Here is a 20,172-nt window from a genome sequence, read left to right as displayed (position 1 = left end):
AATACGCAGATTTCCTGACCGACGTCTCGCGACTAGCGCAAGGATTCCAGCTGAGCGCTCAACGCCAGTTGCGCCTGACGCAGGTCTCGCAGCTCCGTCTGCATTTCATTCAGGCGCGAAGACAAGTCTTCGACCTGAGACTTGGTATCTTCTCGCGAACTGTCATGGGCTGCAATGTCGTCCTGCATGCCCGACAGACGCTCCTGAGTGGCTTCCAGGTCATCGCTGATCGACGCAAGGCGAGATTGGACGCGCGCTTTGGACTCCGACAGCCGAGACTCGTTCGCTTCCAGGGTGTTCTCGAGACTCACGAGACGCTCCTCGAGGGCGGCGCGGCTCTCTTCACCGGCCTGCTCCAGCGCATCCAGCGAACTGCGAACGGCCGACAACGTCTTGTCGCGCACCTCGGCCTCCTTTTCGAGACGGGCCAGATTGCGGGAGGCCTCGTCGAGGCCTTCTGCCACGGGCACGAGGCGTTGCTCTGCCCATTCGGAGAGGCGCTGTTCGATACGCTGGCCCACCGCGGCCTGGTCGTCCTCGACGTCCGCGACCCGTTGTTGCAGGGAGTCCAGGGCCTCGCCACGCCCCTGCTCGGCATCGAAGCGGGCATGCACATTGGAAAGCTCGCCCTGCAATTGTGTCAGGCGTTGCTGGACATCCTGATGATACCACCAGCCCGCAACGGCCAGCCCCGTCAGCATGATCAACAGCAACAGCGTCAGGCACCACAGCGGCCAGAGACGCACCCTGGGGGCGCTGGCGGGACGGTGGCCCGCCAGGCTGGCATCCGGGTCCGGTACGATCGGTCGTTGGTACCGGCTGTCTTCCGGGCGCTCTGCCATGATGATCTCCTTGGGCGATGAAACGGGTTTCGGGGGCCGACAGCCAGGCATCAGGGGCCAGCTTGATAGGATGCCGCCACCGAACAGTCACAGCATGTTGAATAGTGTAAAGTTTTTTACCGTCGTAGCGAACGGGCAAGGCCGATACAATGCCATCCTCTGGCGATATCGTCCGACCCAAACTGCCACCCAGCGACTCAGGGGAGTCTTCCATGGCCTTTCTACCGCCTGCCCTGCCCTACGAGAAACATGCCCTGGAGCCCCAGCTGTCGGTCGACTGGATCAGTGAGCGCTACGACGGCCGCCACCGGCACTGCCTGGAGCGTCTCAACACCCTGGTGGCCGACTCGCCATTGGCGGATGCGTCTCTCGAGGACTTGCTTCAGCGCACATCCGGCGAGACCTTCTCGCTGGCAGCCGAGGCATGGAGCCTGACCTTCTACTGGCATTGTCTGGCTCCTCGCGGCGGCAAGCCCGCGGGCGCCATGGCCAGGGCCATCGAGGCAGGTTTCGGCTCATTCGCGCAGTTCGAGCGCGCCATGAAGGCCGCTGCACGCGATAACCGGACATCCGCCTGGAGCTGGCTGGTTCAGGACGTCAACGGTGAATTGACCGTTATCGATAGCCCATGTCCCCTGGCCAGTGACCATTTCCCGCTGCTGGCGATCGAGGCCTCGGGGCCCGGTGCTCATTCTCGACAGACGCCTGACCACCGGGCCTATCTGAAAGCGGTGTGGAAGGTGATCAACTGGGATTTCGTTGCCCGCCAGCATGCCGATGCCGGCGGCTGATCAGGGGTCGGCACGCCGACCGATCCCGCGATAATGCAGCCCCATGGCCGCCACATAGTCGGGGTCATAGATATTGCGCCCGTCCAGCAGCAGGCGGCCGTCGAGCTGTGAGGCCAGGCGTTGCCAGTCCGGGTTCCAGTAGGCCTTCCATTCGGTGACCAGCATCAGGGCATCGGCGCCCTCGGTGGCCTCGAATGGATCGGCGTCGAAACAGCGCAATAACGGATGGGCCCCCAGTCGCTCCTGCAGCGCCGATACGGCGGCCGGGTCATGCAGCCTGACATGCACACCCTGGGCCCAGAGTGCCCGCAGCAGGGTCAACACCGGGGCATGATCAATGCGCGCCGTACCCGGCTTGAAGGCTGCCCCCCAGATCGCCACCGTACGGCCTTCCAGGCAGCCGTGATAATGTGCCCAGAGCTTGCGGAACAACGTTTCCTTCTTGTGCTCGTTGATGTCCAGGACCTGATCGAGCAGGGCCGAGTGTCGGCCACTGGCCGACTGCACATCCGCCAGCCGCATGAGGTCCCGGGAAAAGCTGGGGCCACCGAAGCCGCACCCGGGATACAGATATTCATAGCCGATACGCGTATCGGCGCCCATGCCCTGACGCACATACTCGACATCCACCCCCAGGGTATCGGCCAGCCCGGCGATCTCGTTCATGTAGCTGATGCGCGTCGCCAGCATGCCGTTGATGGCCAGCTTACTGAGTTCGGCGGCACGCCGGGGCATGCGCTGAAAGACCTCGCGCCGTCGATTGAAGGCACGCAGCAGTTCACGGACCCGTTGCTCGGCGTAATCATCGTCGCAGCCCAGCAGCCAGCGCGAGGGGCGCGTAAATGTGTCCCAGGCGCGCCCCTCCTCCAGCAGGTCGACAAGCGTCACGGCACTGCGACCCGCGCCCAGCTGTGACGCCAGGGCCTCGGTCTCGCCTACCGGAAAGGTCGAGTTGTTGACCAGCACGGCCGTGTCCGACAGCCAGCGGCTGTGCTCGGCGATCAGTTCACCCGCTTCGGCCCGCTGTTCCGGGGACAGGGACAGCCAGACCACATCGAAGGCGGCCGCCTGATCGGGCGTCTGATCGGCATCAAGAACCGTCAGCCTGCCCTGGTCACGGCCCTCCTGGAGGTGCGCCTCGAGTTGTGGCTCGCTGGTCAGCCAGGCGCTGGTCGCAAGACGGGCCCAGTCCAGGGAGGCATGAGGACGCCAGGTGACCTCATGCCCCACCCAGGCGAGTGCTGCCGCGGCAGTCGCGGCCGCCAGTTCGCTGCCGATGATAACGACACGCATGACTTACTCCTCGCCGGCGTAACGACCGATGAGCTCGCGGAAGCCTTCGCCGTAGCGAGCGTGTCGGCGACCATAGGCGAGGATGGCTTCCAGGTAGCCGAGCTGGTGTCCGCAATCATAGGTTCGGCCACGCATCCGCCAGGCATCGACCCCTTCTGCATCGCGCAGGCGTTCTATGGCATCGGTCAGCTGGATTTCGTCGCCGGCGCCCGGCGGGGTTTCGGCGAGCAACGGAAAGATGCGCCCGGGCAGCACATAGCGTCCGATCACGGCCAGGTCCGACGGTGCTTCTTCCTGGGCGGGCTTCTCGACGACTCCGCTTAGCGCACCGGCCTCACCTGCTGCCGGGGGCGCCCCTTCGGGAGCGACGATACCGTACTTGTGCACCATGTCATGAGGCACTGACTCGACCATCAACTGGCTACGCTGACGCGTCTCGTAGGAGGCGAGCATGCCGGCGAGGTCGTTGGCACCCTCCAGATCGCTGCCGTCCACGAGGACATCCGGCAGCAGGACGGCAAAAGGCTCGTTGTCACCAATAATCGGCCGAGCGCACAGCACGGCGTGTCCGAGCCCCAGCGGCTCCGACTGGCGTATGCTGATGATGTTGACGTCCGGCGGCACGATGGCGCGCAACTCTTCCAGCAGCTCCCACTTGCCCTTGGCCTCGAGCCCTGCTTCCAGCTCGAAGTGCTTATCGAAGTGGTTCTCGATGGCGCCCTTGCTGCCATGGGTGACCAGCACGATATCGCGGATACCGGCTTCGACGGCCTCCTGCACGACATACTGAATCACCGGTCGGTCGACGATGGTGATCATTTCCTTGGGGATCGCCTTGGAGGCAGGCAGACAACGGGTGCCGAAACCGGCGACGGGCAATACAGCCTTGCGAATCATGAAGGAGTCCCTGTCGAGATCGAATGAATGTGAAGCGCCATTGTGAATGGGTTCCCCGGAACGGGTATCATGGCCCCATGATACCGAATGCGCCCGAGTTCGCCACCGGGGCGAATTCGCCACCTCTGATGGAGAGAGCCATGACGGCACGTCACTCCCGCAGCGACAATGTCGATGCGTCCGAAATCGCCAAGTTCGAAACCCTGGCCGACCGCTGGTGGGATACCGGCGGTGAGTTCAAGCCACTGCATGACATCAACCCGCTGCGCCTCGACTTCATCGATACCCGGGCCGGCCTCGCGGGTCGCGACATTCTCGATGTGGGTTGCGGTGGCGGTATTCTCGCCGAAGCCATGGCCCATCGCGGAGGCCATGTCACCGGCATCGACCTCGGCGAGGCACCGCTGGGCGTGGCCCGGCAGCATGCACAGCAATCGGGCGTCGAGATCGATTACCGGTGCCTCAGTGTCGAGCAGTTGGCGGAGCAGCAACCGGCCTCCTTCGACGTGGTGACCTGCCTGGAAATGCTCGAACACGTACCCGATCCGGCCTCGGTGGTGCGGGCATGTGCCCGCCTGGTCAAGCCGGGCGGGCAGGTCTTCTTCTCGACCATCAATCGCCACCCCAAGGCCTATGCCCTGGCCATCATCGGCGCCGAGTACGTGCTGGGCATGCTGCCGCGGGGTACCCATGATTATGCCCGCTTCATCCGCCCTTCCGAGCTGGCTGCCTGGTCCCGCGAGGCGGGGCTGGAGGTGTGCGAACAGAGCGGTCTCGTCTATCAGCCGGTGTGGCGTCGCTATCGCCTGGCGCCGCGTGATGTCTCTGTCAATTACCTGATGCACTGTCGGCGTGAGGCATCCTCATGAGCGGCTGGCCCTGTCCGCAGGCACTGCTGTTCGACCTGGATGGCACCCTGGTCGACACGGCCCCGGACCTGGCGCGCGCCACCAATGCCCTGAGAGCGCATCACGGCTTGGAGGCCCTGCCCTACCCGACAATCCGGGCCCAGGTCTCCAATGGTGGTAGTGCCCTGGTGCAACTGGCGCTCGGCCTGGAGCGCGAGCATGCCGAGCATGATCAGGCGCGACAGTATCTGCTCGATCGCTACAGCGAGGGCGTCGCGGTCGAGAGCGAGGTCTTTCCGCCACTGCGCGAACTGCTGGAACGCTGGGTGAGTGCCGGACGTCCCTGGGGGATTGTCACCAACAAGCCGCGCGCCTATGCCGAGCCACTGGTCCTGGCCCTGGGGCTCGAGCCGGATGTGCTGTTGTGCGCGGATGATCTGCCGGTCAGGAAGCCTGACCCGGCGCCTCTGCAGGAAGCCGCGCGCCGGCTGGCCGTGGCTCCCGGGGACTGCTGGTACATCGGTGATCACCAAAGGGATGTTCAGGCCGCTCATGCCGCGGGAATGCTGGCCGTGGCCGTCGGCTATGGCTACATGGACAGTGCTGATGACCACCGACGGTGGGCGGCGGACCTGTGCCTGGATAGCGCCGCTGACCTGGTGCGGGAACTGACGGTGGACGAGTTGTCGTCCTGAACGAAGCAGCCGGGCCCTCAGGTCCGGCGTGGTGGTTGTGCGTCGAAGGCCTCGCCGTTATGGCCATGACTGTCCGGCCCCATCAGCCACAGATAGGTGGGCATGATGGCTTCCGGCGTGCGCAGGGTCATGGGATCCTCACCGGGATAGGCCGACTTGCGCATGGCGGTGCGGGTGGCCCCCGGGTTGAGACTGTTGATACGCAGTCCGCCTTCATGCTCCACCTCGTCGGCCAGCAACTGGACGAAGCCTTCGGTGGCGAACTTGGACACCGAGTAGGCCCCCCAGTAGGCGCGTCCCTTGCGGCCGACACTCGAGGAGGTAAAGATCACCGAGGCGTCCGGCGAGGCGCGCAGCAAGGGCAGCAACGCCTGGGTCATCCACAGCGGACCGTTGACGTTGACCTGCATGACCTGCTCCCAGAGTGCCGGGTCATATTGCTCGAAGGGCGTGATGCGCCCCAGCAGACCGGCATTGTGCAGTATGCCATCGAGACGCCCGAAGGCATTGTTCAGGGTAACCGCCATGTCCTGATAGTCCTTGAGCGTCGCGCCTTCCAGGTTGAGCGGAAAGATCGCCGGCTGGGCACCGCCCGCCGCTTCGATCTCGTCGTAGACGGATTCGAGCTTAGCGGTGGTACGCCCCAGCAGAATCACGGTGGCACCGTGTCGCGCATAGCTCAGGGCGGCACTGCGCCCGATACCGTCTCCGGCCCCGGTTACCAGGATGACGCGGCCGGCCAGGAGGTCCGGGGGTGGCGCATAGTCGATCTTGCAGGCAACCATGGTGTCTCTCCCGATCGAATATCAACTGCCCGACTGCTGCTGGAAGTCTTCGGCAAGGCTGGCGGCATTGCTGTCCGGGTATTGTGACTGGACCTGATCAAGCAGCTCGTTACTGGCATCGACGTCCCCCTGGCGTGCCTTGAGCAGCCCCAGCTTGTAGAGGGCGTCCGGCACCTTGTTGCTGTCGGGGAAGGCATCGATCACCTTCCTGAAGGCTCCGGCGGCGGCTTCGAGGTCGGATTCGGCAGAATGCAGTTCGCCCAGCCAGTAGTGGGCATTGGCGGCAAGCTCGCTCTGCGGGTAATCCGCGATGAAGGCCTCGAAGGCTTGTTTGGCGGCACCGAAATCGCGGTTCTGCACCTTGGCGAAGGCGGCCTGGTAGGCTTCACGTCCGGCGCTGCTGTCCGTTGCCGCGTCACTCTCGGATGATGCCGTGTCGGACGAGGCCGAAGACGACGGGGCACTGCTTTCCGGACCGACGGAGGACAGCGAGCTCAGCCTGGAGTCGATGTCCATGTACTGCTGGCGCGTCTGTTGGCGCAGTCGCTCCAGCTGGTGACGCAGTTCCTCGACCTGGCCCCTGAGTCGCCGCAACTCTTCCTGGTTCTGCTGCAGGCGGTTGAACAGCAACAGATCACCACCGGCTTGCGCGCGGGTGGCTGTTTGATCGTAAAAAGTGCTGCCGCCACCGCCGGACAGATCGGTGACCGAAGGTTGCTGGGCAACGGCGGCCGGGATGATGCCCATCGGCATGCTGAATAGACCGATGGCGCAGAGTCGTTGGATGCCCTTCATCACGTATCCCTCTTTGCGTGTTTGCGTGGCCGGTGTCGTTCCCGAACCGCCATCACCACGGCGCGAGGTTTCAGGCCGTGGTGAAGCTGTTCTGGCCGGGAGACGGCTCGCCCGGGCTGATCAGTAGGCAAAAACCACGCGACGATTCTGGGCATAGGCTCTTTCGTTGCTACCCCGAGCGGCGGGCCGTTCTTCACCGTAGCTGACCACTTCCACCTGCGATGGAGAAACCCCCTGCACGCTCAGGAACTCTTCGACGGCCCCGGCACGACGCTCGCCCAGCGCCAGGTTGTATTCACGGGTACCGCGCTCGTCCGTGTGTCCCTGGAGCACGACACTGGCACTGCTGTTGTTGCGCAGAAAGCTGGCATGGGCGTTGAGCACCGACTGGAATTCAGGTCGAATGGAATCGCTGTCGTAGGCGAAATAGATGGTGCGTGTCTCGGGAATGCGCGAGCCAGCCATCTGACCGGCACCACCATTGAGGCCGCTGCCATTGCCGGTACCACTCACCTGGCCGGTGCCGACCCCGCTGGTACCACCGGTACCACTGCCTGAGCCACTCCCGGACATTGAACCTTCCTGGGTACCACCTGTGCTGGAACAACCGGCCACGAAGGCCAGAGAAAAGGCAACGGCCAGAGACCGGGCATAGGGCTTGAGTTGCATCGTAGGACTCCTTGCGCTACTGGTTCGATCAGTTCAGAAACGGGGACCACGCGGGTTCGCGTACATCACCCTGGGCCGCGGGCAGTCGGAACGAAGCGCGTCCGTCCGCGGATACAGCCCCCAGCACACCACGACTTCCCTGCTGGGTGGCGAAGATTACCATGGTGCCATTCGGAGCAACACTCGGTGATTCGGCCTGTCGGGCATCGCTGAGCTCGACAAGGCGACCACTATCGAGATCCTGTCGCGCCACCTGATAGCCATTATTGCCCTTGTGGATCAGGAACAGGGACTCACCATCCGGCGCAAACTGTGCGCGTGCGTTGTAGTTGCCGGTATAGGTCAGTCGTTCGGGGGATCCGCCATTGAGGTTCTGGCGATAAATCTGCGGGCCCCCGCTGCGATCCGAGGTATAAATCAGGCTCTGACCATCCGGTGCCCAGGCAGGCTCTGTCTCGATGCTCGGCGCACTAGTGATGCGCGTCAGATCACGGGTGGCGATATCCATGGTGTAAATCTCGGGCTGCCCATCCCGTGACAAGGTCATGGCCAGCCGACGGCCATCCGGCGACCAGGCGGGGGCACTGTTCAGGCCCTCGAAAGAGGTCAGCTTGACGCGTCGGCCACTGCTGACTTCCTGTACATAGATACCGGGACGGCCGCCCTCGAAGGAGACATAGGCAAGCTTGTTGCCATCCGGCGACCAGGCAGGCGACATGATGGGTTCATTCGACGTCAGGGCCTGATGGCTGTTGTGACCATCGGCATCGGCCACCATCAGGCGGTACTGGATGTTGTCGCCGACCCCCTCCGAAGTGACATAGGCGATGCGCGTCGAGAAGGCGCCACGAATGTCGGTAATCGCCTCGAAGACCTGGTCACTGATATAATGTGCCGCAGCACGAAGCTGGTTCAGCTTGGTGGTCACCGTCTCGCCCAACATTCGTGATTCGCCCGAGACATCCATGAGTTCATAACGAATGCTGATGTTGCCGCCCTCTTGGGACACCCGGCCCACGACCAGGTAGCGGGTATCCAGTGCCTGCCAGTCACCATAGGTCACCTCATCACTGCTGGAAGGCTGGGCGAACATGTTCTGGCGCTCCAACGGCGCGAAATAACCGCTGCGACGCAGATCATCGGCGACGATCTGGGCGATGTCCTGCGGCAGCTCGGCCCCGTCTTCAGCGAAGGGCACCACGGCGATGGGCGTGGCCTCTTCGTTGCCACGCGTGATATCGATGGTCAATTCGGCCTGGGCCAGTGGTGCACAGAGCAGCACCAGCGCAGCCAGGCAGCTCGTTAACAAGACTCTCATCAGCGGATGTCCCCCGGACGGAAGTTGAGATTGAACTCACGATATTCCTGCTGAATCCCTGCCGGCAATTCACGCAGTTCAGTGAAGGGTGCGGCTGACTCCACCGCCTGTACGGCGGCACGGTCGAAGGCAGAGTTGCCACTGCTGCGGGCGATGCTGGCGGAAAAGACTGCGCCGGAGGGGCCCAGGCGAATCGCCACCAGTGCACCGGTATTGTCGCTCACATTGGGAGGAATCACCCAGGCTTGTTCGACCGAGCGGCGAACCAGGTTGATAAAGCCATTGGCGGCCTCGCGAGCCTGCTCGGCATTGGCGGCGGCTTGCGCCTCGCCTGCTATAGCGCGCTCCAGGCTGCTCTGGGCGGCTTCGGCCGCCCGCTGTGCGGCGGCTTGCTGGCGCCGCTTCTCCTCGGCCTCGCGCTGGCGTCGGGCCTCTTCCTCAGCCTGGCGCTCGGCCTCGCGTTGACGACGCGCTGCCTCTTCCGCCTCGCGCTGGCGGCGGGCCTCTTCCTCGGCCTGGCGCTCGGCCTCGCGTTGACGACGCGCTTCCTCTTCCGCCTCGCGCTGGCGGCGGGCCTCTGCCTCGGCCTGGCGCTCGGCCTCGCGTTGACGACGCGCTGCCTCTTCTGCCTCGCGTTGGCGGCGGGCCTCTGCCTCGGCCTGGCGCTGGCGTTCGGCCTCCTGGCGGCGTTCGGCTGCGGCCTCGGCCTCCGCCTTGCGCCGTTGTGCCTCTTCCGCAGCGGCGCGCGCGGCTTCCAGTGCGGCGGCGCGCTCCCTTGCGGCTTCAGCCTCTGCTTGGGCTTCGGCCTGACGGTCGGCTTCCGCTGCCTCCTGGCGCTGTGCTTCGGCGTCGTCGGCCTCGGCCGTGGCCGGTTGTTCCGCGGCCTGGTCGGCCGGCGAGGAAGCCTCGGGCTGGCTGGCCTGCTGTGCCTGATCGGTCGTCGTCCGGGTGCTGACCAGGGTCGCCTGGACGATCGACTGGGTAGGCGGCTCGCTTTCCGCCGAGGGAAAGCGCAGCACGCTGATCACCAGCAGGCCCAGGTGCAGCCCGATGGCGAGCAGCGCCGGTATTCCATAGCCTACGCGTCGTTGCTGTCTGGCCATGATGCTTCCTCAGGACTCCCCGGGCGGCGGCTCAGAAATCAGCCCCACGTTGGCGACACCGGCATTCTGCAGTGTGCTCATCAGTGTCACCACCTGGCCATAGGCCACATTGCGGTCACCGCGAACCAGTACCCGTGTACCCGGCTCACGCTCCAGCAGAACCATCACTCGTTCACTGAGCTCATCGAGAGATACCTGGGTTTCATCGCCACCCAGGCTGACGAAGTATTCACCCTCACGGTCCACCGAGACGATGATCGGCTCCTGGTCCTGCGTATCCTCGATGGGCTCGGAAGCGGTCTGGGGGAGTTCGACCTGAACGCCCTGGGTCAACATGGGCGCCGTGATCATGAAGATCACCAGCAGGACCAGCATGACGTCAATGAAGGGGACCACATTGATCTCGTTCATCGGCTTGCGCCGACCCATACGGTTGAAGGGTCCGTGCATGACGCCTCTCCCTCAGCCTTCGCCGGATTCGCCGCGACCCTGGAGGTTGCGGTGCAGAATTGAATGGAATTCCTCGGCGAAATCCTCGTACTTGCCCAGCAGCCGGGAAGATTCCGCGGACAGCCGGTTGTAGAAGATCACCGCCGGAATGGCCGCGAACAGGCCCATGGCCGTGGCGATCAGGGCCTCGGCAATCCAGGGCGCGACTGTCGACAGCGTGGCTTGCTGGGCCATCGAGAGCGACTGGAAGGAACCCATGATACCCCAGACAGTGCCGAACAGGCCGATATAGGGGCTCGACGAGGCCACTGTGGCGAGGAACACCAGGTGCAGATTCAAGCGATCCTCTTCCCGTGACCAGGCCACGCGCATGCTGCGCTGAACGCCGTCCAGGATGGCCTGGGGGCTGCGCGTCTTGGGCAGCAGGCGATTGAACTCACGGAAACCGGCGCGGAACAGGTGCTCGGTTCCCTGGGTTTCCTGCTCCGCCGGGGTCTCGCGATACAGCTCGTTGAGGTCGACCCCGGACCAGAACCGGTTCTCGAATTCACGATGCGCCTTGCGGGCGCGCCGCATCACGAAGGTGCGTTGAAAGATCACCACCCAGGAGAGCAGAGAGCCGATCAGCAATAGCAGCATGACGGCCTGTACTACGCCACTGGCGTTCATGATCAGGTGGGGAATGGACATGGCGTCGTTCACGGCAATCCTCTCGGTCTTGGCAGATCGGTCAATCGTTGCGCGGGGCCTGATCATCCGGGGCCCGGCCTAAGTGGTGCCAGGCCTGGCGGGTTACCACCCGGCCTCGCGCGGTGCGCATCATCAGCCCCTGCTGGATGAGGTATGGTTCAATGACATCTTCTATGGTGTCGCGTTCCTCGCCGATGGCGGCAGCCAGCGAATCCACTCCGACCGGCCCGCCATCGAACTTGTCGAGCATGGCCAGCAGGAGGCGACGATCCATGTGATCGAGCCCGTGGTGGTCGACATGCAGCATGTTCAGTGCCTGATCCGCCACCTCGGCATCGATGTGGCCGCTGCCGCGTACCTGGGCAAAATCGCGCACGCGACGCAACAGCCGGTTGGCGATGCGCGGCGTGCCGCGCGAGCGTCGCGCGACTTCCATGGAGCCCTCGGCGTCGCATTGCACGTCCAGTAGTCCGGCCGAGCGCGTGACGATCTGTGTCAGTTCCTCGACGGAATAGAACTCCAGTCGCTGGACGATACCGAAGCGATCGCGCAGGGGCGAGGTCAGCAGCCCGGCGCGGGTCGTGGCGCCCACCAGGGTGAAGGGCGGCAGATCGAGTTTGATGGAGCGCGCCGCTGGCCCCTCGCCGATCACGATGTCGAGCTGGAAATCCTCCATGGCGGGATAGAGGACTTCCTCGACCACCGCGGAAAGGCGATGAATCTCGTCGATGAAGAGCACATCCCCGGGCTGCAGATTGGTCAGCATGGCCGCCAGATCGCCGGCCTTTTCGAGTACCGGCCCGGAAGTCGACTTGAGCCCGACGTTCATTTCAGTGGCAATGATGTTGGCCAGGGTGGTCTTGCCGAGCCCCGGCGGCCCGAATACCAGGGTGTGGTCCAGGCTTTCGCCACGCCCACGCGCCGCACTGATGAAGATATCGAGTTGTTCGCGAACGCGTGGCTGGCCGATGTAGTCCGTCAGGTGGCGTGGCCGAATGGCATGATCCAGCGACCCCTCGCCGTCCCGGGTCTCGGCGCCAATCAGTCGGTCGGTTTCGAGCATGGGCCCTCTTCCTCAGGCAACGTCGATGGGCGTGTCGCTACAGCCTCCCCGCGCGGCATGCTTCAACCCGCCATGCGGCGCACCAGCGCCGCCTTGATGATCGCCTCGGTGCTGCCCTCGCCTTCGAGACCCGACAGCATGCGGCTGGCTTCCGTCGACTTGTACCCCAGGCTGATCAGTGCGGCCTCGGCATCCGCCAGAGGCTCCTTGGCGGCAGGCTGACTCGGCGTGGCGCCGACGCTTTCGACGGCGCCCTGAGGGTCAGCCTGCCAGTGCGGAAAGCGGTCACGCATCTCGATGACGAGCCGCTCGGCCGTCTTGCGGCCGACACCCGGCAGGCGGGTCAGCGACTTGATGTCGTCATCCATCACGCAACGAATGAAGGCGTCTTCATCCATGCCGGAGAGAATCGCCAATGCCAGCTTGGGCCCGATGCCATTGACCTTGATCAGGGCCCGAAACAGCGAACGCTCCTGTTCCCGGGCAAAGCCGTACAGCAGGTGAGCGTCATCGCGTACGCTGAGATGGGTGTACAGCGCGAGCTCTTCCCCGGACTCCGGCAATGCCAGCAGCGTGGTCATCGAGGCTTCCAGTTCATAGCCGACGCCGCCGACGTCGACCACCAGCCAGGGGGGCTGTTTTTCCAGCAGTGTGCCTCTCAGGCGTCCGATCATGGTGTATCAACATCCTTGGTCATCAAAAGCCCGGGGCATGGCGGAGCATGCCACCTTGCCGGCCCACTATACTGGTCGCCAGGACAGCTTGCCAGCCTCTCTGAACGGTGTTCGACAAGCTGTTGCCGCGTCGCCGCAGGGCGACATCAGGAGGGCCGAAAATCCCGCCAGGAACTTCCCCTGCCACGTCCCCGACCACCGCCATAACGCCCCTGCTGGATCAGTCCCAGACGGGCGTGGGCGTGCGTCAGGGCAATGGCCAGAGCGTCGGCGGCATCGGCTTGAGGGGCACCCTCCAGCCCGAGCACGGCGGTGACCATGTGCTGGACCTGCGCCTTGTCGGCACCGCCCTTGCCGGTCACTGCCTGCTTGATCTGGCGAGCCGCATATTCACTGACCGGCAAGCCATGGTTGGCGGCACAGACAATCGCCGTGCCCCTGGCCTGCCCCAGTTTCAGGGCCGAGTCGGCGTTTTTCGACAGAAACACCTGCTCGATGGCGAATTCCCCGGGGGCGTGCATGCCGATCAGTTCGCTGATGCCGGCGTAGATCTGCGCCAGACGCTGTGCCAGGTCCTCGCCGCGGGTGCGGATGCAGCCGCTGGCGACATACAGCGGTTGCGACGTGGTGACATCCAGCACGCCATAGCCGGTGATCCGCGACCCAGGGTCGATGCCCAAAATCAGCATGCGAGCACGCCCCGCTGGGCCACGGTCCGCCGGCGGTAGCCTGGCATGGCATCGTCCGTGAATGACGACACGGGCTCAGCCTTCATCGTGCAATGACTCGAGGATGGCATCATCAAAGTCGGCATTGGTGAAAACATTCTGCACATCATCCAGGTCCTCCAGGCGGTCCACCAGCTTGATGATGCGTCGTCCGAGGTCGGCATCGGCAATGCGGGTATAGTTGTCGGGAAACAGGCCCACGTCACTGGCCGAGGGCTCCATGCCCGCCTCGACCAGGGCATCCTTGATGGTCCCGAAACTGTCCGGTGAGGTCACGACCTCCAGGCGGCCGTCGTCGAGCGTCTCGATTTCCTCCGGCTCGGCGTCCAGAGTGGCCTCCATGGCAGCTTCTTCGCTGGTATCTTCCGGCAGGGTCAAGCGCCCCTGGCGGTGGAACATGAAGGCTACCGAGCCGGTGGTGCCGAGGTTGCCGCCCTGCTTGTTGAAGGCGTGGCGTACCTCGGAGACGGTGCGATTGCGATTGTCGGTCATGGCTTCGACCATCACCGCCACGCCCTCGGGACCATAGCCCTCGTAGACGACTTCCTCCATGGCGTCGCCATCGACATTGCCCGCACCACGGTCCACGGCACGCTGAATGGTGTCCTTGGTCATGTTGTTGGACAGGGCCTTGTCGATGGCGGCGCGCAGGCGCGGATTGTCCGCCGGGTCGCCACCGCCATGACGCGCCGCGACGCTGAGCTCACGAATCAGCTTGTTGAAGATCTTGCCGCGCCTGGCGTCCTGGGCCGCCTTGCGGTGCTTGATATTCGCCCATTTGCTGTGTCCCGCCATAAGACTCCTTGCTGCAAAACTTGGGGCTTGCAAACACGACCGGCGCCTCCTGGGCGCCGGTTCGCGTGACGTCGGGCATCGGGGCCGTTATTCGCCGGCGTTGTCCGCCTTGGCCTTGTGACGCAGGCGGATGTTCAACTCCTTGAGCTGCTGGCCGCTGACATCCCCGGGAGCGTCGGTCATCAGGCAAGCCGCACTCTGGGTCTTGGGGAAGGCGATGACTTCGCGAATGGTTCGCGCGCCCCCCATCAACATGACCAGGCGATCCAGACCGAAGGCCAGTCCGCCGTGGGGCGGCGCCCCGTACTGCAGGGCATCCAGCAGGAAGCCGAACTTCTCGCGCGCTTCTTCTTCGCCGATGCCCAGTGTCTCGAGCACCGTCTGCTGCATGGCCTGGTCGTGGATACGGATCGAGCCACCGCCCAGTTCCGTGCCGTTGAGCACCATGTCGTAGGCGCGCGATAGCGCCTGGTCCGGTTGCTGTCTGAGGGTCTCGGCATCGCAGGACGGCGCCGTGAACGGATGGTGCAGCGCCTGCAGGCGGCCCTCATCATCGGCCTCGAACATAGGGAAGTCGACGACCCACAGCGGTGACCAGTCGGCCGTGTACAGGTCGAGGTCCTCGCCCAGGCGTACGCGCAGCGCCCCCAGTGCCTCGTTGACGATGCGCGCCTTGTCGGCGCCGAAGAAGATGATGTCGCCATCCTCGGCCCCCACGCGGTCGAGCAGGGGCTCCACCACGCCATCCATGAACTTGACGATCGGCGACTGCAGGCCATCGATGCCACTGGCACGGTCGTTGACCTTGATCCAGGCCAGACCGCGTGCCCCGTAGATGCCGACGAAATCGGTGTAGGCGTCGATCTCCTTGCGCGTCAAGGAGGACCCGCCCTTGACCCTGAGTGCCGCCACGCGGCCGTCATCGGCATTGGCCGGGCCGGAAAAGACCTTGAAGTCGACGTCCTTCATCAGGTCATCGACGTCGACCAGCTCCAGCGGGATGCGCAGGTCCGGCTTGTCGGAACCATAGCGCTGCATGGCCTCGGCATAGGGCATGCGCGGAAATTCGGGCAGCTCGACGTCGAGCACCTGCTGGAACAGCTGACGAATCATGTCCTCGGTGATGGCCATGATATCGTCTTCCTCGACGAAGGAAGCCTCGATATCGATCTGCGTGAATTCCGGCTGACGATCGGCGCGCAGATCCTCGTCGCGGAAGCATTTGGCAATCTGATAATAGCGATCGAAACCGGACACCATCAGCAGCTGCTTGAACAACTGCGGCGACTGGGGCAGCGCGAAGAAGTTACCGGCATGCGTCCGGCTGGGCACCAGATAATCCCGTGCGCCTTCCGGGGTCGCCCGGGTCAGGATGGGCGTCTCGATGTCGAGGAAGCCCTGGTTCTCGAGGTAGGCACGCACGGTATGCGAAATCCGCGAACGCAGACGCAGCTTGTCGATCATGTCGGGGCGGCGCAGATCGATGTAACGATGCTTGAGGCGCACCTCTTCGCCGACCTTGCCGTGTTCGTCGAGCTGGAAAGGCGGCGTGACCGCCGTGTTGAGGACTTCCACGTCTCGAGCCAGCACCTCGATCATGCCGGTCGGCATGTTGGCATTCTGCGTGCCTTCCGGACGCAGGCGAATGCGCCCGCTGATGCGCAGCACATACTCGCTGCGAGCACGATCGGCGTTGGCAAAGGCCTCGGCGGTATCCGGGTCGACCACAACCTGGGCGATGCCATCGCGGTCGCGCATGTCGAGGAAGATTACCCCGCCGTGGTCACGGCGGCGATGCACCCAACCGCACAGGGTGACCGTCTGGTCCACCATGGTCTCGTTCAACTGGCCGCAATAATGGCTGCGCATGTCGTATCCTGTCTGTTTCGTGATCCGTGAAGTTTACTGGGCAATGTCCGGAAGCTGTCTGCGCTCGTCGAGCTTGCCGTCATCGCCGGCCGGCAAGCCGCAATGGAATCAGGCCGCCGTGCCGTCCTTGCCCGATATTTCCGGGGCCTTGGCGCCCTCGCTGCTGCCGGCCAGATTCTTCTTGCTGCCGGTCTTGAAATCCGTTTCGTACCAGCCGCCCCCCGCCAGGCGGAAGCCCGCCGCCGATACCAGACGATCGAGCGCCGGCTGGCTGCAGGCCGGACAGTCCGTCAAGGGCTCGGCCGAGAGCCTCTGAAGCTTTTCCAGACGATGGCCGCAGGCCTTGCACGCATATTCGTAGATGGGCATTGTCGTGATTCTCCCGATGACGAAATCCCATGAGGGCGCGACGGTGCAACCTGGCGCTGTCGCGATGTAGTCTTGCCAGCTAGATGGGGGCAGCCCGATGCCATTCCAAGGCTGGCACAAAGGGGCCATATTATAGCCTGGCCGAGGCCTTCAGGCCCAGCCCTGCGGGTGCCCGAATGTTGACCCGCCGCGACTCGCGGCGCCACCGATGAGGATTCTGCCATGCAAGCCGTCGTGCTCGATGCCGCCAGCCTGGGCCCGGATGTCGACCTCTCGCCCATCGAGGACCGCGTCACCCGACTCACCTGCCATGACTTCACCCACGCCGAGCAGGCGGCGCAACGACTCGCGGACGCCGAGGTGGCCATCGTCAACAAGGTCGTCCTGACGGCCGAGACCCTGGAAGCCCTACCCGGCCTACGTCTGATCTGCGTCTTGGCGACCGGGACCAACAATATCGACATGCAGACGGCACGGCGCCTGGGCATCGAGGTGCGCAACGTGGCCGCATATGGTACAGCCAGCGTGGCCCAGCACACCATGCTGATGATGCTGGCACTGGCCGCCCGCTTGCCGCTCTATCAGAAGGATGTCGCCGCCGGACGCTGGAATGACAGCCCCTTCTTCTGCCTGATGGATCACCGCACCATGGAAGTCGAGGACCGCCACCTGGTGATCGTGGGTCAGGGAGAACTCGGCAGTCGCGTCGGACGCCTGGCCCAGGGATTCGGCATGCGCGTCAGCTATGCCGCGCGACCCGGCAGCGAGGCCAGTGATTCGCGCCCGAGCCTCGCCCAGCTTGCGCCCGAGGCCGATGTCCTCAGCCTGCACTGCCCGCTCACCGATGCCACTCGCCACCTGGTCGATGAAGCCATGCTCGAACGCCTGCAACCCTCGACGCTGTTGATCAATTGCGCACGTGGCGGAGTCATCGATGAACAGGCCTGCCTGAATGCCCTGCGACAAGGACGGCTTGGGGGACTCGGCGTTGACGTCTTGCCCGTCGAACCCCCCAGAGATGGCCATCCCCTCCTGGAGGCTCTCGCGGAACCCTTGAACCTGATGGTGACCCCCCACAATGCGTGGATTTCCCCGCAGGCCAGGCAACGAATTGTCGAACTGACGGCCGACAATCTGGATGCTTGGCAGGCTGGCGATTCGGTTTCCTGAAAGCTGATAACTTTGGGGAGCCTCATGATCTGAGTCTTGCTTGTAAAAGATAACGGTATAAAGCGAAGCTATCGACACCCGACTCGCTTGCGCTACTCCGCCACCCCTTGGATACTCTGGCCCGGAACCCTCGATCCGTCACTGACACCAATTCGGAAAACGGCATGCTGTACAATCTCGGCTCGATCAACCTCGACCATTTCTACCGCGTCCCCCACCTGGTCCGCCCCGGCGAGACCCTGTCAGGCCGGGATTACCGCATCGGCCTGGGCGGCAAGGGAGCCAACCAGTCGATCGCCATGGCTCGCGCCGGCGGTCGAGTTTGCCACTGGGGATGCCTGGGTCGTCAGGACGGCTGGGCCAGGGAGCTACTGCAGGCTTCCGGGGTCGATACCGCCAGCGTCCAGCTGGTGGATGGCCCCAGCGGTCATGCCATCATTCAGGTGGATGATGAAGGCGAGAACGCCATCCTGCTCTTCCCCGGAGCCAATCACGGCTTCGATGCGGACAATCTCGCCGCCCTCTTCGAGGCTACCCGGGCCGAAGACTGGCTACTGGTCCAGAACGAGTGCAGCGGTCTCGCCGAGGCCCTCGAGCTGGCGCATGCCCGGGGGCTCAGGATCGCCTTCAATCCGGCGCCCATGACCCTGGACATCACGGCACTGCCCTTGCACTACTGTCAGCTGTTATTCGTCAACCGCGGCGAGGCCGAGGCCCTGACCGGCATGCCGGCCGGCTCGGAGGCCAGCGAGCTGCTGGATGCCCTGTCACGCCAGCTGCCGGAAAGCGAAACCGTGCTGACACTCGGCGGTGAAGGCGCCTGGTATCAGTGCGCCGACAAACGGGTCTTTCAAGCGCCCCTGCCGGTCACACCCCGGGATACCACCGCCGCAGGCGATACCTTCATCGGCTACTACCTGGCCGCCCGCCAGGCCGGCGACTCCGCCGAGAGCTGCCTGAAGCGGGCGGCCACGGCCGCCGCCCTCGGGGTTCAACGCCTCGGCGCCACCGAGAGCATCCCCGAACGAGCGGATGTCGACGCCGAGCTGGCCCGCCACACCTGACACACCCGACCAGGAGCCATCATGGCACACCCGATCATCTTCGATACCGACCCCGGCGTGGACGACGCCCAGGCGATTGCCATCGCGCTGGCGCACCCCGACATCGACCTGCTGGGCATGACCACTACCTTCGGCAACGTCAACATCACGACCGCCACCCATAACGCCCTGCTGCTGGCCGAGCTGGCCGATCGTCAGATCCCGGTGGCCCAGGGTGCTGCGGCCCCGCTGGTCAAGCCACGCCATCCGGCTCCGACGCATATCCATGGCGACAACGGCCTGGGTAATATCGCGCTGCCCGAGGTGCAGGGCCGGGCCGACCCGCGCAGTGCCGCGCAGTTCATCGTCGACACCGTCAATGCGCGCCCCGGGGAAGTCTCGCTGGTGGCCGTGGGCCCGCTGGGCAACCTGGCCGCGGCCCTGCAGCTGGACCCGGCGCTGATCGACAAGGTCAAGCAGGTCATCGTCATGGGCGGGTCCATCCGGGAAGGCGGCAACGTCACGCCGGTCGCCGAGGCCAACATCTTCAATGACCCGCACGCAGCCGCCCGAGTCCTGACGGCAGGCTGGCCGCTGGTCATGGTCGGTCTGGACGTGACCCACCGCTGCGTTCTCGGGCCGGACCAGATGGCACGTATCGAGGCCGGCCAGGGCCGGCTAGGCCAGGTGCTGGCCGGGAGCTACGCCTTCTACCGTGACTTCTATCAGCAGATGCTGGACATCGATGGCTGCTGCCCGCACGACAGCTGCGCCCTGGCCTGGTTGGTGCGCCCGGAGCTTTTCACCACCCAGCGTGGCCATCTCGGCGTCGCCACCTTGGGCCTGGCCGAGGGGCAGACGCTGTTTGCTCCCCAGGGACGTGGCTTCATCGAAGAGCGCTGGTCGCGGACACCACTGGCGGATGTCTGCCTGGGCGTCGACGGTGATGCCGTGGTCGAATGGATCACGGACACCCTTGCCTGAGACCCGGGCCCTCGTCACCCGGTGGTGAAGCCATCGGGCGGCGCCAACTCGACATCCTGGCATTCCACATGGGTCACCTCGGCGCCGGGCGGCCCATGCCCCAGCCATTCGCGGAGTGCTGCGAGCCGCTCGGCCTCACCGCACATCAGGACTTCCACACGGCCATCGGCCAGATTGCGTGCGTAACCGACAATGCCCAGTGCCTCGGCCTGCTGCTGGGTCGAGCGTCGAAAGCAGACACCCTGTACCCGGCCACTGATGATGGCCTTCATGCATTGCTGTTGTCCCATCTGGGTTCCTC

23 protein-coding genes are annotated in these 20,172 nt (G+C 64.5%); 6 read left to right on the top strand and 17 right to left on the bottom strand.

From position 1 onward, the window contains the following. Positions 1-32 precede the first annotated feature (32 nt). Positions 33-842 carry a hypothetical protein gene (locus tag HHA01_RS07280; protein WP_141319235.1) on the bottom strand — a complete coding sequence of 270 codons (810 nt, stop codon included), beginning with the start codon at positions 840-842 and terminating at the stop codon, positions 33-35. A gap of 212 nt (positions 843-1,054) precedes the next feature. Here HHA01_RS07280 and HHA01_RS07275 point away from each other — a divergent pair, with 212 nt between their 5' ends. Further along, the gene (locus HHA01_RS07275; RefSeq protein WP_170214849.1) at positions 1,055-1,633 is read left to right on the top strand and encodes a Fe-Mn family superoxide dismutase; all 579 of its coding nucleotides are present in this window, start codon (positions 1,055-1,057) and stop codon (positions 1,631-1,633) included. Here HHA01_RS07275 and HHA01_RS07270 read toward each other — a convergent pair whose 3' ends face one another. Continuing rightward, entirely contained in the window at positions 1,634-2,926 is a 1,293-nt protein-coding gene (locus HHA01_RS07270) for a nucleotide sugar dehydrogenase (RefSeq protein WP_141319231.1), read from the bottom strand. A gap of 3 nt (positions 2,927-2,929) precedes the next feature. Continuing rightward, a complete protein-coding gene (gene galU / locus HHA01_RS07265; RefSeq protein ID WP_141319229.1) occupies positions 2,930-3,823 on the bottom strand; it encodes a UTP--glucose-1-phosphate uridylyltransferase GalU in 894 nt (297 codons plus the stop codon). 140 nt (positions 3,824-3,963) lie between these two features. Between galU and ubiG the strand changes: the two genes are divergently transcribed. After that, positions 3,964-4,692 carry a bifunctional 2-polyprenyl-6-hydroxyphenol methylase/3-demethylubiquinol 3-O-methyltransferase UbiG gene (gene ubiG / locus HHA01_RS07260; RefSeq protein ID WP_141319227.1) on the top strand — a complete coding sequence of 243 codons (729 nt, stop codon included), beginning with the start codon at positions 3,964-3,966 and terminating at the stop codon, positions 4,690-4,692. Continuing rightward, a complete protein-coding gene (locus HHA01_RS07255; protein ID WP_141319225.1) occupies positions 4,689-5,366 on the top strand; it encodes an HAD-IA family hydrolase in 678 nt (225 codons plus the stop codon). The genes ubiG and HHA01_RS07255 overlap by 4 nt, the downstream gene beginning before the upstream one ends. Before the next feature lie 17 nt (positions 5,367-5,383). On the opposite strand, the gene HHA01_RS07250 is transcribed toward HHA01_RS07255, so the two are convergent. From HHA01_RS07250 to HHA01_RS07190, 13 genes are all read right to left on the bottom strand, one after another. Continuing rightward, entirely contained in the window at positions 5,384-6,151 is a 768-nt protein-coding gene (locus HHA01_RS07250; protein WP_141319223.1) for a YciK family oxidoreductase, read from the bottom strand. A 21-nt stretch (positions 6,152-6,172) separates the two neighbouring features. Beyond that, positions 6,173-6,946: a tol-pal system protein YbgF gene (ybgF, locus tag HHA01_RS07245; protein ID WP_170214848.1), complete on the bottom strand. Its 774-nt coding sequence runs from the start codon at positions 6,944-6,946 to the stop codon at positions 6,173-6,175. Between the two features lie 120 nt (positions 6,947-7,066). Further along, complete coding sequence (pal, locus tag HHA01_RS07240; RefSeq protein WP_141319219.1) at positions 7,067-7,615, bottom strand: peptidoglycan-associated lipoprotein Pal; 549 nt, start codon at positions 7,613-7,615, stop codon at positions 7,067-7,069. Between the two features lie 28 nt (positions 7,616-7,643). Beyond that, positions 7,644-8,933 carry a Tol-Pal system beta propeller repeat protein TolB gene (gene tolB / locus HHA01_RS07235; protein WP_141319217.1) on the bottom strand — a complete coding sequence of 430 codons (1,290 nt, stop codon included), beginning with the start codon at positions 8,931-8,933 and terminating at the stop codon, positions 7,644-7,646. Then, on the bottom strand, positions 8,933-10,036 hold the full coding sequence (tolA, locus tag HHA01_RS07230; protein ID WP_141319215.1) for a cell envelope integrity protein TolA: 1,104 nt from the start codon (positions 10,034-10,036) through the stop codon (positions 8,933-8,935). The genes tolB and tolA overlap by 1 nt, the downstream gene beginning before the upstream one ends. 9 nt (positions 10,037-10,045) lie before the next feature. Next, a complete protein-coding gene (gene tolR, locus HHA01_RS07225) occupies positions 10,046-10,486 on the bottom strand; it encodes a protein TolR (protein ID WP_141319213.1) in 441 nt (146 codons plus the stop codon). Between the two features lie 12 nt (positions 10,487-10,498). Next, positions 10,499-11,176: a protein TolQ gene (gene tolQ / locus HHA01_RS07220; protein WP_174787723.1), complete on the bottom strand. Its 678-nt coding sequence runs from the start codon at positions 11,174-11,176 to the stop codon at positions 10,499-10,501. A gap of 40 nt (positions 11,177-11,216) precedes the next feature. Next, on the bottom strand, positions 11,217-12,239 hold the full coding sequence (gene ruvB, locus HHA01_RS07215; RefSeq protein WP_141319209.1) for a Holliday junction branch migration DNA helicase RuvB: 1,023 nt from the start codon (positions 12,237-12,239) through the stop codon (positions 11,217-11,219). A 62-nt stretch (positions 12,240-12,301) separates the two neighbouring features. After that, a complete protein-coding gene (gene ruvA / locus HHA01_RS07210; protein ID WP_141319207.1) occupies positions 12,302-12,913 on the bottom strand; it encodes a Holliday junction branch migration protein RuvA in 612 nt (203 codons plus the stop codon). A gap of 146 nt (positions 12,914-13,059) precedes the next feature. After that, positions 13,060-13,602: a crossover junction endodeoxyribonuclease RuvC gene (gene ruvC / locus HHA01_RS07205; protein WP_141319204.1), complete on the bottom strand. Its 543-nt coding sequence runs from the start codon at positions 13,600-13,602 to the stop codon at positions 13,060-13,062. A gap of 75 nt (positions 13,603-13,677) precedes the next feature. Beyond that, the gene (locus tag HHA01_RS07200; RefSeq protein ID WP_141319202.1) at positions 13,678-14,436 is read right to left on the bottom strand and encodes a YebC/PmpR family DNA-binding transcriptional regulator; all 759 of its coding nucleotides are present in this window, start codon (positions 14,434-14,436) and stop codon (positions 13,678-13,680) included. Between the two features lie 87 nt (positions 14,437-14,523). Continuing rightward, complete coding sequence (gene aspS / locus HHA01_RS07195) at positions 14,524-16,305, bottom strand: aspartate--tRNA ligase (RefSeq protein WP_141319200.1); 1,782 nt, start codon at positions 16,303-16,305, stop codon at positions 14,524-14,526. A 108-nt stretch (positions 16,306-16,413) separates the two neighbouring features. After that, the gene (locus HHA01_RS07190) at positions 16,414-16,674 is read right to left on the bottom strand and encodes an FmdB family zinc ribbon protein (RefSeq protein ID WP_141319198.1); all 261 of its coding nucleotides are present in this window, start codon (positions 16,672-16,674) and stop codon (positions 16,414-16,416) included. A gap of 222 nt (positions 16,675-16,896) precedes the next feature. On the opposite strand from HHA01_RS07190, the gene HHA01_RS07185 reads away from it, so the two are divergent. The 3 genes from HHA01_RS07185 to HHA01_RS07175 all read left to right on the top strand — a co-directional run bounded on the left by HHA01_RS07185 (position 16,897) and on the right by HHA01_RS07175 (position 19,871). After that, positions 16,897-17,844, top strand: a complete 948-nt coding sequence (locus tag HHA01_RS07185) for a D-2-hydroxyacid dehydrogenase (RefSeq protein WP_141319196.1) — start codon at positions 16,897-16,899, stop codon at positions 17,842-17,844. Between the two features lie 164 nt (positions 17,845-18,008). Next, the gene (locus HHA01_RS07180) at positions 18,009-18,908 is read left to right on the top strand and encodes a ribokinase (RefSeq protein ID WP_141319194.1); all 900 of its coding nucleotides are present in this window, start codon (positions 18,009-18,011) and stop codon (positions 18,906-18,908) included. 21 nt (positions 18,909-18,929) lie between these two features. Then, positions 18,930-19,871, top strand: coding sequence for a nucleoside hydrolase (locus tag HHA01_RS07175; protein WP_141319192.1), 942 nt, complete (start codon positions 18,930-18,932; stop codon positions 19,869-19,871). A gap of 14 nt (positions 19,872-19,885) precedes the next feature. Here HHA01_RS07175 and HHA01_RS07170 read toward each other — a convergent pair whose 3' ends face one another. Continuing rightward, positions 19,886-20,161 carry an acylphosphatase gene (locus HHA01_RS07170; protein WP_141319190.1) on the bottom strand — a complete coding sequence of 92 codons (276 nt, stop codon included), beginning with the start codon at positions 20,159-20,161 and terminating at the stop codon, positions 19,886-19,888. Positions 20,162-20,172: the final 11 nt, after the last annotated feature.

It is taken from the genome of Halomonas halmophila, assembly GCF_006540005.1.
Taxonomy (GTDB): Bacteria; Pseudomonadota; Gammaproteobacteria; order Pseudomonadales; family Halomonadaceae; genus Halomonas; species Halomonas halmophila.
The sequence above is the reverse complement of the archived record's forward strand: the minus strand, read 5'-3'. Positions and strand labels throughout refer to the sequence as shown.